At 62.4% G+C, this 15632-nt stretch carries 15 protein-coding genes and 1 pseudogene; 5 read left to right on the top strand and 11 right to left on the bottom strand.

Going from position 1 to position 15632, the window contains the following annotated elements; all coding sequences use genetic code 11:
- Positions 1-42: 42 nt before the first annotated feature.
- From QNO18_RS16755 to puuE, 3 genes and pseudogenes are all read right to left on the bottom strand, one after another.
- A pseudogene (locus QNO18_RS16755) lies at positions 43-516 on the bottom strand (ureidoglycolate lyase); the annotation flags it as partial.
- A gap of 89 nt (positions 517-605) precedes the next feature.
- Positions 606-1460, bottom strand: coding sequence for a bifunctional allantoicase/(S)-ureidoglycine aminohydrolase (locus tag QNO18_RS16750; protein ID WP_283178606.1), 855 nt, complete (start codon positions 1458-1460; stop codon positions 606-608).
- Complete coding sequence (gene puuE, locus QNO18_RS16745) at positions 1457-2875, bottom strand: allantoinase PuuE (RefSeq protein ID WP_283178828.1); 1419 nt, start codon at positions 2873-2875, stop codon at positions 1457-1459. The genes QNO18_RS16750 and puuE overlap by 4 nt, the downstream gene beginning before the upstream one ends.
- 168 nt (positions 2876-3043) lie before the next feature.
- Between puuE and uraH the strand changes: the two genes are divergently transcribed.
- On the top strand, positions 3044-3400 hold the full coding sequence (uraH, locus tag QNO18_RS16740) for a hydroxyisourate hydrolase (RefSeq protein ID WP_283178605.1): 357 nt from the start codon (positions 3044-3046) through the stop codon (positions 3398-3400).
- A 160-nt stretch (positions 3401-3560) separates the two neighbouring features.
- On the top strand, positions 3561-5075 hold the full coding sequence (locus QNO18_RS16735) for a DUF2125 domain-containing protein (protein ID WP_283178604.1): 1515 nt from the start codon (positions 3561-3563) through the stop codon (positions 5073-5075).
- A gap of 85 nt (positions 5076-5160) precedes the next feature.
- Here QNO18_RS16735 and QNO18_RS16730 read toward each other — a convergent pair whose 3' ends face one another.
- Positions 5161-6096, bottom strand: a complete 936-nt coding sequence (locus QNO18_RS16730; protein ID WP_283178603.1) for a LysR family transcriptional regulator — start codon at positions 6094-6096, stop codon at positions 5161-5163.
- Between the two features lie 136 nt (positions 6097-6232).
- Here QNO18_RS16730 and QNO18_RS16725 point away from each other — a divergent pair, with 136 nt between their 5' ends.
- The gene (locus QNO18_RS16725) at positions 6233-7468 is read left to right on the top strand and encodes a urate hydroxylase PuuD (RefSeq protein ID WP_283178602.1); all 1236 of its coding nucleotides are present in this window, start codon (positions 6233-6235) and stop codon (positions 7466-7468) included.
- Positions 7469-7603: 135 nt separating this feature from the next.
- Here QNO18_RS16725 and QNO18_RS16720 read toward each other — a convergent pair whose 3' ends face one another.
- Positions 7604-8422 (bottom strand): sulfotransferase family protein, encoded by an 819-nt coding sequence (locus QNO18_RS16720; RefSeq protein ID WP_283178601.1) that lies wholly within the window; start codon positions 8420-8422, stop codon positions 7604-7606.
- 226 nt (positions 8423-8648) lie between these two features.
- Here QNO18_RS16720 and QNO18_RS16715 point away from each other — a divergent pair, with 226 nt between their 5' ends.
- Positions 8649-10226, top strand: coding sequence for a DUF5928 domain-containing protein (locus QNO18_RS16715; RefSeq protein WP_283178600.1), 1578 nt, complete (start codon positions 8649-8651; stop codon positions 10224-10226).
- Positions 10227-10259: 33 nt separating this feature from the next.
- The gene (locus QNO18_RS16710; protein WP_283178599.1) at positions 10260-10631 is read left to right on the top strand and encodes an HIT domain-containing protein; all 372 of its coding nucleotides are present in this window, start codon (positions 10260-10262) and stop codon (positions 10629-10631) included.
- Positions 10632-10714: 83 nt separating this feature from the next.
- Here the strand turns inward: QNO18_RS16710 and QNO18_RS16705 are convergent, their stop codons facing one another.
- The 6 genes from QNO18_RS16705 to QNO18_RS16680 are packed head-to-tail and all read right to left on the bottom strand — an operon-like array spanning position 10715 to position 15564.
- Entirely contained in the window at positions 10715-11017 is a 303-nt protein-coding gene (locus QNO18_RS16705) for a thiosulfate oxidation carrier complex protein SoxZ (RefSeq protein ID WP_283178827.1), read from the bottom strand.
- A 36-nt stretch (positions 11018-11053) separates the two neighbouring features.
- Positions 11054-11509 (bottom strand): thiosulfate oxidation carrier protein SoxY, encoded by a 456-nt coding sequence (locus tag QNO18_RS16700; RefSeq protein WP_283178598.1) that lies wholly within the window; start codon positions 11507-11509, stop codon positions 11054-11056.
- Between the two features lie 25 nt (positions 11510-11534).
- Positions 11535-12881 (bottom strand): FAD/NAD(P)-binding oxidoreductase, encoded by a 1347-nt coding sequence (locus QNO18_RS16695; RefSeq protein ID WP_283178597.1) that lies wholly within the window; start codon positions 12879-12881, stop codon positions 11535-11537.
- On the bottom strand, positions 12878-13912 hold the full coding sequence (locus tag QNO18_RS16690) for a YeeE/YedE family protein (RefSeq protein WP_283178596.1): 1035 nt from the start codon (positions 13910-13912) through the stop codon (positions 12878-12880). The genes QNO18_RS16695 and QNO18_RS16690 overlap by 4 nt, the downstream gene beginning before the upstream one ends.
- Before the next feature lie 27 nt (positions 13913-13939).
- Positions 13940-15232: an NAD(P)/FAD-dependent oxidoreductase gene (locus QNO18_RS16685; protein ID WP_283178595.1), complete on the bottom strand. Its 1293-nt coding sequence runs from the start codon at positions 15230-15232 to the stop codon at positions 13940-13942.
- Positions 15229-15564, bottom strand: a complete 336-nt coding sequence (locus QNO18_RS16680; protein WP_283178594.1) for a c-type cytochrome — start codon at positions 15562-15564, stop codon at positions 15229-15231. Before QNO18_RS16680 ends, QNO18_RS16685 begins: the two co-directional genes overlap by 4 nt.
- Positions 15565-15632 lie beyond the last annotated feature (68 nt).

Below are 15632 nucleotides of genomic sequence, written 5' to 3'. Positions count from 1 at the left end.
TGACCTAAATGCCCGGCGCTGCGGGGGGAGCCCCGCTTTCACCACCAGCCAGGGGTGCGAATAGCGGTATTCCTCGAGATTGCGGCTTTCACCGATCCGGTCCACGACCGCAAACAGCCCCGGCGCGCTGAGCGGCGTCAGCACCCCATGCCAGGTGCCACGATGCAGGTTCACGCCTTGCGCGCCATTGGTCAGGAATGCGCGGGGCGTCGCGCCCGGGCCCGTGGCGACGATCACCAGGAAGGGCTGATCCGACATCGGGATGAAGGCCTGTGAGCCATCCGGGTGGCGCTCGATCAGGTCAAATTCATAGGGCAGGGCGCGGGGCGCGGCCTTGAAAACCGAGATACCGGCGCGGCCGGGCGGAGAACTGTCTTCGCCGAAATCGAGGCGGGCAAGGTCATGATGGCGCTGACAGAGACCGTCATTGATCAGGCGATGGGGGCCGGTTGCCGCAAGAACGTCGCCGAAGGGGGCGAAGGCTTCGGGTGTCAGGGGTTCTGGGTGGATCTCCATGGCGGCCTTTATGCTTGTGGTGAGCGCCGGGGGGCCTCGGCCCCCCGGACCCCCGAGGATATTTTCAGACAGATGAAAAGGGGCGGGTTTCAGCGCCCGGACGGGCTGCCGAAGGCGCCGGGGCCGCGCAGTTTCGCGTGGCGGTTGACGTCCTTGTAAAGCAGGTAACGGAACGGGCCCGGGCCGCCGGCATAGCAGGCCTGGGGACAATAGGCGCGCAGCCACATGAAATCGCCCGCCTCGACCTCGACCCAGTCCTGGTTGAGTTTGTAAACGGCCTTGCCTTCGAGCACGTAAAGACCGTGTTCCATGACATGGGTCTCTTCAAACGGGATCACGCCGCCGGGCTGGAAGGTGACGACGGTGATATGGCCGTCATGGCGCAGATCCTCGGGCGCGACAAAACGGGTGGTGGCCCAAGCGCCGTTTGTCTCGGGCATCGGGGTCGGTGCGATATCGCGCTCATTGATCACGATGGGGTCGGGGGGCGTCAGGCCCGGTGCGGGCTCCCACAGTTTGCGGATCCAGTGGAACCGCGCGGGGCTGCGGCCTCCGGCAAACAGCGTCCAGGCGGTGCCGGGCGGGATATAGGCATAGGCGCCTGCTTCCATCTCATAGCCCTCGCCGTTCAGCGTCAGGGTGGCGAGACCTCCGGTGAAGAAGAGCCAGCCCTCGGCGCCGGCATCGGGTTCGGGGGTCGCGGAGCCACCGCCGGGCGCGACCTCCATCACATATTGGCTGAAGGTTTCCGCAAAGCCCGACATCGGGCGGGCGATCAGCCAGAGCCTGGTTTTATCCCATCCCGGCAGGAAACTGGTGAGGATGTCGGAGAAACAGCCCTTCGGGATCACCGCATAGGCATCGGTGAACACGGCCCTTCCGGTCATCAGCCGGGTCTGGGGGGGCAGGCCGCCTTCGGGAGCGTAATAGCTGCGTGTGGTCATGGCAGGAGGCCTTTCAGACGAAGGGTGGCAATGCGTTCCACCTGGGTGCAGGCGGTCCTGAACTCGGTCTCGCTGTCATTGGCGAGCCGGGCCTCAAACGCGGCGAGGATCGAGGTTTTGGTGTTGTCACGGACCGCGATGATGAACGGAAAGCCGTGGCGCGCGGTATAGGCGGTGTTGAGGCGCTTAAAGGTTTCGCGCTCGGCATCGGTCAGGGCATCAAGCGCCGCCGAGGCCTGTTCGGAGGTGCTTTCCGCCGTCAGCCGTTTCGCGGCGGCCAGTTTGCCGGCGAGATCGGGATGGGCGCGCAGCACCTGAAGCCGTGCCTCGGGGGATGCGCGGCGGAAGGCGCGGGCCAGCGCCGAGGCCAGCCCCGCAGCACTGTCATGGGCGGGGCCAAGCTCCAGCTCCCAGGCCTGATCCGCGATCCAGGGCGAATGTTCGTAAATGCCGCCGAACCGGGCGACAAACGCCTCGCGCGACATTTGCGAGGGGCGGTCCTGCGCGACCGGCGGATGGATGCGCCGCCAGTGATCGGCAATATCGATGCGGCGGGGAAACCAGACGCCCTCATGACCCTGCGCGTAATCGAGAAATTTCTGCAGGCCGGCAAATTTTCCGGGCCGCCCGATCAGCCGGTTATGCAGGCCTATGGAAAACATCTTCGCATGACCCGCGACGCCTTCGGCATAAAGCACATCAAAGCTGTCCTTCAGATAGGTGAAGAACTGCTCGCCGGTGATATAGCCCGGCGCAGTGGCAAAGCGCATGTCATTTGCCTCGAGCGTATAGGGGATCACCAGTTGATCATGGTCGCCGGTGGTCAGCCACCAGGGCAGATCGTCGTCATAAGTGTCGGAAATCCAGGCCAGGCGCCGTGTCTCTGCCGTAAGCCGCACCGTGTCCATCGAGCAGCGTCCGGTATACCAGCCCGAAGGCGGCGCCCCGGTGACCTCTTCATGCAGGCGGAAAGCCTCGGCAATCGCTGCGGCCTCATCCGCCTCGGGCATATCGCGATGTTCGACCCATTTGAGCCCGTGGCTGGCGATCTCCCAGCCCGCTTCCTGCATCGCGGCCACCTGTTCGGGGTTGCGCGCCAGGGCAGTTGCGACCCCGTAGATCGTGACCGGGATCCCCCGCCGGGTGAAGAGGCGGTGGAGCCGCCAGAACCCCGCCCGCGCGCCGTAATCGTAAAGCGATTCCATATTCCAGTGGCGCAGGCCGGGCCAGGGCTGCGCGCCCGCGATATCCGAGAGGAAGGCTTCGGACCCGGCATCGCCATGCAGGATGTTATTCTCGCCGCCCTCTTCATAATTCAGCACCAGCGAGATGGCGATCTTCGCGCCACCGGGCCAGGCCGCATCGGGGGGATTGGGGCCATAGCCTCGGAAATCGCGGGGTAGCGGGTCATGGATACGGGCTCCGGCAGTGCTGTCACACAGGAGAATAGCGCGTGGCGGGCGGCAAGGCTTTTCTGTTTTGCGCGAAACTCCTTCCTGGTCTTGCGGGTCTTGTTGCAGGAGACTCGCCTGCGCGGCGCTGCCATGCTTTGCTGGCGGCACTGATCAGGAGAGGGGCGGCAGATGGGTGGCAGGCTGACGACACATGTGCTGGACACCGCGCGGGGGCAGCCGGCAGCGGGGCTTGCGATCAGCCTGTGGCGCATTGAAGGGGACGGGCGCATGCTGCTTGCCCGGGTGGTGACCAATGCGGATGGACGCTGCGATGCGCCACTGCTGGCGGGGGAGGCGATGCGGGCCGGGGAATATGAGCTGGTCTTTGAAGCGGGCGATTATCTGCGCCAGAGCGGCCAGGCGCAGGGCGAGGGGCTGTTTCTTGACCAGATCCCGATCCGCTTTGGGATTGGGCATCCAGACCAGCATTATCACGTGCCGCTGCTGCTGAGCCCCTTCGCCTATTCCACCTATCGGGGCAGCTGACTCCAGGGTCTTTTTTGCCTGGATTGCGATGCCTTCGGATGTTAATTTTGCAAGGCGCGACAAATTACGTAGAATTCCGCCGGTCGGGAAAGGCTGACTTGCAGTCTGCCCCCAACCTTGGCATGTCACTCGCGTAATTGCATTGTTCCGGAGAGATCACATGGCGTTTCTGAGGCATGGCTTTGCCGTTCCCGCAATGGTCGTTCTGATGAGCGGAAGCGCCCATGCGGCGCTGACCGCTGATCAGGTCTGGCAGTCCTGGAAGGACGGCGCCGGCCTGATCGGGCTGACCATCAATGTCGCGACCGAAGCAAATTCGGGCGGCACTCTGACCCTCAACGGACTGAGCATCGCGCCGGAAGACGCGCCGGATCCGCTGACCGTCTCGGCGCTGACCCTGACCGAAAACAGCGACGGCACCGTCACCATCACCCCCGGCGACGCGATCGGTTTCCAGACCGGCACCGCCGAAGAGGGTGGCACGGCGAAACTGACCCATGACGGCCTGTCCATCATCGCCCGCGAAGGCGATAATGGTGGCATCATCTATGACTATTCGGCGAAAAAGCTCGATATTGCCTATGATTTCACCACCCCGGGCTTTGCTTACGGCGAAGATGAGACCCCGGAGCCGGGCAAGGATAATGGCAACTTCACTTTTGAAGGGCTGAAGGGCAGCTACAGCGATATCCCGGGCACCAACCGCGTGTTCTCGGTGGCGCTTGAGACGGCGAAGCTGATCTATGCGATCAATTCCGACCAGCCGTCATTCGACAGCAAAAGCATCTCGAGCAGCGAATCCGTCAATCTGGCGCTGGCCGCTGAATTCACCCTTCCGACCACGATCACCCTTGGCGAGATCCAGTCGCCGGCTGATTTCGGCACCGCGCTGCAACAGGGTCTCCAGCTCAAGCTGAACACCACCAACGGCGCCTCCACGGGCAAATCCAGCGAGAAGTCGATGTTCATGTCGTTTGACATGGATATGAAGGCCGGCCCGGCCACGGCGGATGTGCTGTTCAACAAGGATGTCTTCAGCCTTGCCTCGAAAGGCAATGAAGGCATGGAGATCATCGTGACCTCTGATGACCTGCCGGCCCCGGCAAAGATCACCATCGCTGATGTCGAGATGAACCTGCTTTCGCCGGTCATGTCGGGGGAAACGGCTGCCGATTACGGCTTGAAGCTGATCCTTGGTCAGCTGACGCTGAATGACGAAAGCTGGGGCCTCTTTGACCCGAATGCCGCGCTGAAGCGTGACCCCATCGATCTGGCGCTTGACCTCAGCGGCAAGGCGAAAGTCGACTGGATCGCGATGGCGGTTGCTGATGAGACCGGCGGTGAGCCGGTAGTCCCGCAGCCGGAATCGCTGAACATCACCCAGGCCGCGCTGAAACTGGCCGGTGCCGCTCTTAACGCAACCGGCGCGCTGACCTTCGACAACAGCATCGGCTTCCCGGCTCCGCTGGGCGAAGTGAATGTGAACCTCACCGGGGCAGAGCAGCTGATCAACGGCCTGATCTCCATCGGTGTCCTCGCGGAACAGGATGCAATGGGCGCGCGGATGATGATGGGCATGTTCATGGTCCCGGGCTCGGAGCCCGACAGCCTGACCTCGAAAATCGAGTTCAAAGAAGGCTTCAGCATCTTCGCAAACGGCCAGCAGCTGCAATAAGCCGGGGCCACAGCCTGACAAACCGGAACGCGGCCCTTCGGGGCCGCGTTCTGCATTTGGGGGGATGTGGTTGCGGGAACGCGGTTTACAAAAGGGCGGCTGCGGGGCCATCGGTCTCGCGCCGGATCGCGTCGCGGATATGCGTCACGATGTAATCGGCAAAGAGCTGCAGCTTGGGGTCTTTCAGCCGCCGGTGCTGCATCAGGATCGCGAGCTGGGTGTCGAGCGGCGGCGTGGCCACCGCCACCGGCACCAGCCGGCCCTCGCGCAGATGGGCCGCCACCTCAAACAGCGGTTTGAGCACAATGCCCCGCCCATCCAGCGCCCAGCCGGTCAGCACATCGCCGTCATCACTTTCAAACGGGCCGCTGACGGCGAATTGCTGCGGCCCGTCAGGGGTTTCCAGCGTCCAGCGATATTCGCGCACGCCCGGATAGCGCAGGATCAGGCAGTCATGCCCGTCCCTGAGCAGCGCCGCGCCATCCGCCGGCATTCCGCGCCGCGCGATATAGTCCGGCGCGGCACAAAGCACCCGCGGCGCCCCTGAGATCAACCGCATTTTCAGCGAGGAATCCTCGGGCATGCCAAGATGGAAGGCGAGGTCGATCCCCTCGGCCAGGATATCCACCGGCCGGTCCGAAAGCCGCAGCCGCAGCTCGATTTGCGGCCAGAGATCCTTGAAGGCGGGCACATGTGGCGCGATCAGCCGCCGCCCGACGCCCAGCGGTGCCGAGATGACAATGGTGCCACGCGGATTTTGCGTGGCGGTCATCAGGGCCGCTTCGGCCTCTGCAATCGCCTCAAGCACCCTGAGCGCGCCGTCGTAAAACAGCCGCCCGTTCGAGGTCGGTTGCAGCGAGCGCGTCGTGCGGTTGAACAGCCGGGTGCCAAGATGCTTTTCCAGCTCGGAGATCCTGGACGAGGCGACGGCGGGCGAACAGCGCTGATCCCGCGCTGCCGCTGACATCGAGCCAAGGTCATAGACCCTGACGAACATCCTCAGATTGTTGACATAGCTCATCCTGAAATCCGGATTGGCGCAGAAGCGGAGAACGTTTGATTGTTCGGCCCTGTTTGAAAGTGCCGAGAGATTATCCCGGTTAACAGGAAAGCCGGCTTCGGTATAGCCTGGCATTCAGGCAGAAGAGGCGGCACCCATGTATGATTTCACGGTACTCTGGGACTGGATGCAGCTGGCGGCGCGCTGGCTGCATGTGATCACGGCCATCGCCTGGATCGGATCGAGCTTTTATTTCGTCGCACTGGATCTGGGGCTGAGGAAATCCCCCGACCTTCCGCCTGGGGCCTATGGCGAGGAATGGCAGGTTCATGGCGGCGGCTTTTACCATATCCAGAAATACCTTGTCGCCCCCGCGCGCCTGCCCGAACACCTGATCTGGTTCAAATGGGAAAGCTACGCCACATGGCTGTCGGGTTTCCTGATGCTGGTGCTGGTCTATTACATGGGCGCCGAGCTTTTCCTGATCGACCCCCGGGTGATGGAGCTGCAGGTCTGGCAGGCAGTGGCGATCTCGGTCGGATCGCTCGCCTTCGGATGGCTGGCCTATGACACGATCTGCCGGGTCTTTGTGAAATCCAATCAAAGCCTTGTCATGCTGGCATTGTTCGGCGTTCTGGTGGCGATGTCGTATTTTTATGCATCGGTCTTTTCTGGTCGGGCGGCGCTTTTGCATCTGGGCGCCTTTACCGCGACGATCATGTCCGCCAATGTCTTCCTGGTGATCATCCCTAATCAGAAGATCGTGGTGGCGGATCTGAAAGCGGGCCGCACGCCAGATCCGAAATATGGCCGCATCGCCAAGCAGCGCAGCACGCATAACAACTACCTGACGCTGCCGGTTTTGTTCCTGATGCTGTCAAACCACTACCCGCTGGCCTTCGCGACCGAATATAACTGGATCATCGCGAGCCTTGTTTTCCTGATGGGCGTCACCATTCGCCACTGGTTCAACACCCGCCATGCCGGGCGCGGCAATCCGCACTGGACCTGGGGCGTGACGGTGGTGTTGTTCCTGATCATCGCCTGGCTCTCGACTGCGCCCTTGCGGCTGCAACCCGAAGAAGCCGCGCTGAAAGGCGAGGCGCTGCGCTATGCGAGCGCGCCCGGCTTCGGGGATGTCGTGTCGATCGTGCAGGGGCGCTGCTCGATGTGTCACGCGGCGGAACCCGCCTGGGAGGGGATGCTCTGGCCCCCGAAAGCGGTGGTGCTGGAAAGCGAGGCGCAAATCGCGCATGAGGCGCGGCGGATCTACCTCCAGGCGGGCGTCACCCATGCGATGCCGCCGGGCAATCTGAGCTTCATGGAAGAGTCCGAGCGCCGCCGGATCATCGACTGGTACCGGTCCGCAGCCAGGCTGCCCGATCCGGTCTGACCCTTTGGCGCAGAATCCGGAACGGCCGCTTCCAGGGCAACGGCCCGGGTGGGTCAGGACACAGATGTCAGATCCCGGCCTCGCCTCACATGCCGTAATGTGGTCACGGCACGGCCCTCACGTAAGTGCCGCGCCTCAATTGCCCAGCCTGGCGTGAACCTCGTCGAGATCGACCTCGCCCTTTGGCATCTTGTTGCCGGGATTGTCGAAATCGTAGCGGAAGAGCTGGAAGTCGCGTTTGTAGATCTCCCACATCAGATGCATCGAGAGATCGTCGAAGTAATCCTCGACGGGGTGCAGGCGTTTGGGCCCGTGACCCTCTGATTCGTTGAACCGCGGGATGGCTTTCAGATCAACTGGATGCGCGACCTCGATCCTGTCGAGCACCGACTGCATGCCTTCGTTGAATTTCTCGGTAAAGAAGATGCGGTCATAGCGGCCGCCATTCACGATAAAGGTCGAGACATGGCCAGCCATGGCCGACCAGTGAATATCCGGCTCCATCGGTTTTTTCCAGCGGATGGTGTCGCGCGCGAACAGCAGAAAGCGGCGGAAGCTCCTGATCTGGTCGAACTCCTGCTTGCCGTCCTCGCCGCCGACCTCGACCCCGTATTTCTGGATCAGAAGCGGCACCAGATTGCCCCGGTAGCGGCGGCCATTCCTTTGAATGCCGCAGATCTTGTCGAAAAACGAAGACAGGATCCGGGTATAGGGGTTCCTGACACAGGTGAAGGCATAGCTCTTATGCGCCTTCACATTGGCCTCGATCTTCGGCTGGCTCGCCTCCATCGCCCATTTGTGCATATCGGCGGTGGCATCATGGATATCGCCGTCAAAGAAGCGGCCATGATCGGAGTAGAACATGATCTGACCAATGGTCGAACAGGCGCATTTCGGCACCACGCGGTAAACCACGCTTTCACTTTCGGTCATCCAGGTGCCGGGAAAGCCCATTCACATCATCCTTTTTCCGAACTGCGGCGCGATGCCCTGTTCCGGGCCAAACACACATGCACCCCTGCAGGCATGCGTGCCAGGCGCCGGGGTGTACCACAAGAGCGTCGCCTGGAAAAAGCAAAGAAATCCGACCTTTTCAAGGAAGTATGAAGCCCTTTATCAGATAGTCTGGTAAGAGCGTAGCGCCGGCCCGCAAAGCCGGCGGCACAGTAAGACGAGACCCATGGCGACGATTGCCTATATCCTGTTATGTCACAAGGATCCTGCCGGGATCATCGCCCAGGCAGAGCGGCTGACCGCGGCCGGGGATTGCATCGCCATCCATTTCGACGCGAGCTCGTCGCAGGCCGATTTCGATCAGCTGCGCATGGCGCTTGCCGGCAATCCGCTGGTGGTTTTCGCGAAACGGCGCATCCGATGTGGCTGGGGCGAATGGAGCCTCGTAGAGGCCACGCTGCTTGCCCTGCGCGCGGCGGTTGCGGCCTTCCCCAGAGCCACGCATTTCTACATGCTTTCGGGCGATTGCATGCCGGTCAAGACGGCGGAATATGCCCATGACGTCCTCGGCCGCGAGGATGTGGATTATATCGAGAGCTTCGACTTCTTCCGCTCGGACTGGATCAAGACCGGCATCAGGGAAGAGCGGCTGATCTATCGCCACTGGTTCAATGAACGCAGCAGCAAGACCTGGTTCTACCGGTCCCTGGCGTGGCAAAAGCGGCTTGGGCTGGAACGTAAGATCCCCGCTGATCTGGTGATGCAGATAGGCAGCCAGTGGTGGTGCCTGCGCCGCCGCACCGTCGAGGCCTTGCTGGACTTCATTCGCAGGCGCCGGGATGTGATGCGGTTTTTCCGCACGACCTGGATCCCGGATGAGACCTTCTTCCAGACCCTAGTGCATCATATCGTGCCGGAAAACGAGATCCGCACCCGGACCCTGACCTTCCTTCTGTTCACCGATTACGGGATGCCGGTGGTCTTCTATAACGACCATTATGACCTGCTCTTAAGCCAGGATTATCTTTTCGCACGCAAGGTCAGCCCGGAAGCCACCGATCTGAGGGCGCGGCTAGGCGATCTTTATGCGCAAAAGGGCAAAACCTTTCAGATCTCGGATGAGGGGCGTAGTCTGTTCCGCTTTCTGAGCGCGCGCGGCAGGGTGGGGCGGCGTTACGCCCAGCGGTTTTGGGAAACCGAGGCCAGCCTCGGGCGCGAACGCACGCTGATGATGGTCACCTGCAAGAAATGGCATGTGGCAAAACGGCTGGTCGAACGCGCGCGGAATGTCAGCAGCCTCCGGGCCGTGGATTACCTTTTCAACGAAGACAGCACGCCCTTGCCTGATCTGGGGGGCATCCAGTCGACGCTGGAGAAACGCACGCGGCACCGGCGTGCGCTCGTGCGGATGCTGTACGATTATTGGCAGACCGACCGGCTGGTCTTCTGTATCGACCCGGCCTCGGTCGAACTGATGCAGGATTTCTACAATGACAAGGCGCGGGTGAAACTTCTTGAGATCGACTGCGATTTTACCGATGACTATCTGATCGGGCATGCGAAACGGGTGGGGCTGGCCGGTCCCGGCTCTCCGCGCGAGACGCTGGAGCGCCTGCTGCCGACCATCCGCTATGATGTGAAATTCGAAAGCGACCGTATCCGCGAGAATGACTTCCCCGAATTCCACCGCATCCGCCAGCGCGGCACGGCGGCAGAGAATGCCCGGGTTTTGCAGGATTTCTTCGGCATCCCGCTGAGCGAGGCGGAAGAAATCGCCGGCACATCCTATCTCTTTGTGGACTGAAGATCCGCAATTTTTCCAAACCGGAGCCTGCCCATGAGCTGGAATTACGATCCGCAGAATATTTTCGCCCGCATCCTGCGCGGTGAGATCCCGAACAAGACCGTGGCGGAAAGCGCGCATACGCTGGTGTTTCACGACATCGCGCCGCATGCGCCGGTGCATGTTCTGGCGATCCCTAAAGGCGCCTATGTCAATTTCGACCATTTCGCCGCTGAGGCGCCAGAGGACGAGATCATCGACTTCCACCGCACGGTGGCGAAAGTGATTGCCGATCTGGGACTTTCCGGGCCGGAAGGCTACCGCGCCATCACCAATGCCGGCAGTTCAGGGATGCAGGAAGTGCCGCATTACCACCTGCATATCCTCGGCGGCCGCGTCCTCGGCCGGCTTGTCGAAAAAGCGTAAGCGCCGCAGCCGCGCGACCGGAATTTTAAGAAAAATTCCGGGCCGGTTTCTGTGCAGAAACCGGCCTCGTGCCGGGCGCGGCGTCAGGATAGGGTGATCTGTCGCCCGGCCTCTGCCAGGACGCCATGCTGATCGGTCCAGGTCATTTTCAGCACAGCGCTTTCGCGCGCTTTGAAGGTGAACTCGATATAGGGATTTTGCGAGATTGCCGTTTCCGGCAGCCAGTCCAGCACCAGGGTCTCCCCCAGCCTGGCCTCGAACCGCGTCAGTGTGTCGCGAGGGATCGGGGCGCCTGCCGCATCAAGGCGCAGACCGCTTTCCATGATATGCACGACCTGGGCGCGCACCCGGACGATCTCGTCTTTTGCGGGCGTCTCATTGCTCAGCCAGATCCGGGGGGATTTGCCATCCTTACATCCTCCTTAAAGGCCGCAGCCGCCGGCGGCGACGGTGATCTGGCCGCGGGTGTCGAACACCCGGCTATCATTCATCCGCGCCAGCGCGCGCACATGCATCGTCTCGATCAGCCGCAGCCTGACCGCCACATCTGCCGCACCACTGGCCTGAGAAAAGCGGAACCGGCAGGCCAGCGGCATCGGGTTCCGCTCGGCCAGCACGATCAGTTCCTCACACCAGATGTCATCGGTGATTGTTTCCGTCACATGCACCCGGACCGGCACCGCCGAAGGGTTGTCGCCAAGAGCCGGCAGGTCAAGCGCGAGGCCCTCGCTCACCGCTTCTGCCGTGCCGATGAATTCCGCCGCAATGCGGTCGGATTCTGCGGTATCGGCGCGTGCGGCTGCGGTCGAGCTTTGTGCTGCCGCTGCGGTTCCCAGAAACGGAGAGACGCCAAGCGCCGCCCCCATTGCTGTCCCCATGATCATCACCTGACGGCGGTTCATTTCAGCGCAGGAAGTCATTGAACATCCCATCAATCCAGACAAAATCCTCGGCCATGAGATCTGGTGTCCGCACATCGATGTCGATCTGCGTCTGATGTACCAGACCGTCCTGGCCGACCGCATAGGTGAACTCGACCGAGATCGCCTCCTGCGGGTCGCCATTCACCAGCATATAGCACAGATTATCGGGCAGTTCCGCCACCACATCCTCGCCCCTGACCCGCTGGCCGATATTCCCGGCCACGATCCGCCCGATATAGTTCGCGACATGGCCCGATTTCGGGTAATGGCCGAAATGCGGGGAAATCGCGCCCATGGAATCCCCGATGATATAGACGCTGTCATCGCCCCGCGCGGTGAAGAAACGTGGATCCATATCGGCCCAGCCGGTCGGCCTGCCGTCTTCGCCCTTGCCGATCAGGTCGGCATACCAGACCATGTCTGATGCCTGATGCGGCGGCATGAAGACCGCATCGTCAAAGTCGAAATCCCCGGCCTCGGTCATGATCCGCTTGTTATAGGGATCGACCTCTTTCACCTTCGCATTTGGCACATGGGTGATGATATCGGGGTAAAGCTCCTCAAACGCTGCCTCATAGCCGGCGCCGATCGGGGCGATCTGCGGTTTCGGATCGAGAATGAGGATCTTTGCCGGGATGTTGTTTACCTTGAAATGCCAGGCCATCACGCAGGCGCGCTCATAGGGCGAGGGCGGGCAGCGATGCGGTGGCGGCGGCAGCGTCATCACGATGGTGCCGCCCTTTAAATTGTGGATCTTGTTTTTCAGCGCGAGATGCTCGGCATTCGGGATATAGGCCGATCCGAAATTCTGGCGGGTATATTCGGCGGCCTGGCGGTCCTCGCCGAACCAGGCCTCATAGGCGTTGCGGATGCCCCCGGCGAGGATCAGGAAATCGTAATCGACCTTGCCCTTTGAAGTATGGACGGTCTTTGCCGCCCGATCGATATTCGTCACCTCGCAGTGCACGAGGGAATAGCCCCATTTCTGCGCCGGGCGCAGCAGGTCCTGGGTCAGAAAAGCAGTGTCGACCACGTCGATCAGCCATTTGTTCGACATCGGGCAGGACCAGAAGATCGGGTTCCTCTCCAGCACGATGATCTCGGCCCCGGGGAGCTCTTCGCGCAGATGGCGCGCGGCGGAAAGCCCGCCCCAGCCGCCGCCACAAATGACGATCCTCGGGCCCTTGCCCGAGCGCGACATCAGGAGCGTCTCGGATGTCAGACCTTCGGGCGCGGCCAGGGCGGCCCCGCCGATCCCGGTCAGAAGCGCCAGCGACGGCGCGGCGGTCAGCAGCTTGCGGCGGGTGAAATGCGGGGCTTTCATCATTGGCTGGAACTCCTCCCGAGAGTTGTCTGGCGCATCACAGCCAGACCAGCCACAATCCCCGCGAGAATACCGGCGCTTGCGACCAGACTGGCCAGCGAAAGTGTCGAGACACCGCTCAAAGCTTGCCCGATAGAACAACCCATTGCAAGAACGCCGCCAAAGCCCATCAAAATTCCTCCAAGGGCGGCAATCAGGGAATGGCTTCCCGAGGTGAAACTTTCCAGCGCGAAGCTGCGGGTGACGAGCGCGATGAGGAAGGCGCCCGCAAGAGTGCCTCCGACCACGGCGAGGCCGAAGGCGACCGCGCGGCCCGAGGACAACATCAGCCATAAAAACCCTTCGCCGACGGGCGCGACAAAGCTGATGGAAGACAGGATTTTCGGGTCGAACGGGTCATCGGTGGTGAAACTGATCCACCAGCCCGCGACCACGCAAAGCCCGATCACAAGGGCGGAAAACGCCTCGACCGGCCGTTTCAAAACCGGGCGCGCGAACCAGATCAGGATCAGCACCGGCAGGCCCGCCGCCAGCACAAGCGCGATCATCGGCGAAAGGCCAAACCCGCGCAGGAATCCGGTCAGGCTCAGCGCTTCAGGGCTGATCTGACCCAGTTGCAGCGCCTGGCGCCAGGGGGCCAATACACCGGTCAGGCTGGCCTGGGCCGCCAGCCCAAGGCATAACAGCACCAGAAGTGACCGCAGATTGCCCCCTGCCAGCAAGACCAGCGAGCGCGCACCACAGGCATTGGCCAGCACCATGCCCAGCCCGAAAACCGCGCCGCCGATGAAGAGCCCGCCTGCGGCAAACGACCCCCGCAACGGCAGCGCGCGCGACAGATCGGTCAGCCCGAGGAAATTCAGCGCCTGGGTACCGGCAATCGCCACCGCGAGCGCCAGCGCGAATGCGCGAAGGGGCGAGAGATCCCCCCCGCCCATCAGCCCTTTCATTCCCCGCAGGAGGCAGAACTTCCCCGCCCTGGCCGCGGCCCCGAACACAAAGCCAAGACCAAGACCGAGAGTTACCGCGTCCATTGAGCCGTCCTTAACCTGTTTATGCCCTCATACCGTACCCCAGGTATCGGCGCTGATCGAGGCATACCAGCCCGCGCCATAAACCGCTTCGGCCTGGCGGAAGCTGGCATCGGCCTCAAGCGGGCTGACCCCGCCGGAGCCTTCGCGCTCGGCGATCTTCTCGCCGTCGAAATAATAGACCCCGGCGACCGAGATCCCCCATTCCGGGCCCACAAGGCTGTAACAGGTGTTGACGAAACTCGCCGGCGCCGGCTCGGCGCCTGCCAGATCGGCGATGATCGCGGCGGCCGCCACCTTGCCCTGCGCATTGGCACAGAAACCCGATTTCGGCATCGGGGCGGCAATGGTCGCGTCGCCCACCACATAGATCCCCGGCACCTGCGCGGATTCGAACGTGTTGCCCTTCACCGGCACCCAGCCGGTGTCATTGGTGACCCCGGCGCGGTCTGCGATCCAGCCCGCTTTCTGCGGCGGCACCACATTCAGTACATCGGCCTTATGCGTCACACCAAATGCGGTCTCGACCGTCAGGGCGCCGGCATCGACCTTTGCAACCTTGCCGTCATTATCGGCGCTGATCCATTCGATCATATCGCCGTAAAGCGCCTCCCATCCCTGTTTGAACAATCCCTGTTTCGAGAAGGTCTCTTTGCTGTCGAGAAGCAGGATCTTCGATTTCGGCTTGTTGGTTTTCAGGTAATGCGCCACCAGCGAGGCACGCTCATAGGGCCCCGGCGGGCAGCGGAAGGCGCCATCGGTGATCGACATCACGAATGTGCCGCCATCCTCCATCGCCTCGAGCTGCGATTTCAGCAGCTGCGTCTGTGGCCCGGCCTTCCAGGCATGCGGCGCGCGGTCTGACGCGGCTTCGTCATAGCCCTCCAGCGCGCCCCATTTGATGTCGATGCCCGGCGACAGGACAAGCCGGTCATAATCCAGCACCGTGCCATCCGAGAGCGTCACTTTCTTCGCCGCGCCGTCGATCTGTTCGGCACTGGCGTGGATGACATCGATCCCCTCGGCGGTAAGGGCGGTGTAGCCATGGGTGATGCTGTCCCAGGTCCGCAGCCCGCCGAGATAGAGGTTCGAGAACGGGCAGGTGACAAATGTTTGCGAGGGCTCGACCAGGGTGATTTTCAGATCGGGGCTGTAGCGGCGCAGGTAGCGGGCCGCTGTGGCGCCGCCAAAGCCGCCGCCCACGACGACGACATGGGCCGAGGCGTTCTGCGCCCGGATCAGGCCAGGAAGCGCGAAAGTGGCGGCGCCTGCGCCAAGGCCTGCCCCAAGGCCTGCGATGAGGGTTCTGCGGGTCGTATTCATCCTTCCACCTCCGCGAAATACTTCGCCAGGGCGGCGATCTGACCGTCATCATAGCCTTTCATATGGCGGGTCATGACGGTGGTGCCTGCGGGCGGGTTGTCGCGAAACGCGGTCAGTTTCGCCGTCAGATCGGCTTCCGTGAGACCGGCGATCGAGGGGATGGCGCCCGGCGACTGGCCGGCGGGGCCGTGGCAGCTGGCACAGGGACCGGCGAGGATCTGGGCCTCGGATACAGTGCCCTGCGCAAGGGCAAAGCCAGGAGCGGCGACTGTGGCAATCGTCAGGGCGGCAAGCAGCCCTCTCAGGGTGGGGGGCTGGGGGGGCGGAAGCATGGTCGGATCCTCTTTCCTGGCCATCTGGCTTGGGTGTCGGGTGATGCGGGCCTCAACGCCGCGCGACG

This window comes from Gemmobacter sp. 24YEA27 (assembly GCF_030052995.1).
GTDB lineage: Bacteria > Pseudomonadota > Alphaproteobacteria > Rhodobacterales > Rhodobacteraceae > Pseudogemmobacter.
This window is presented reverse-complemented; position numbering and strand designations above follow the sequence as displayed.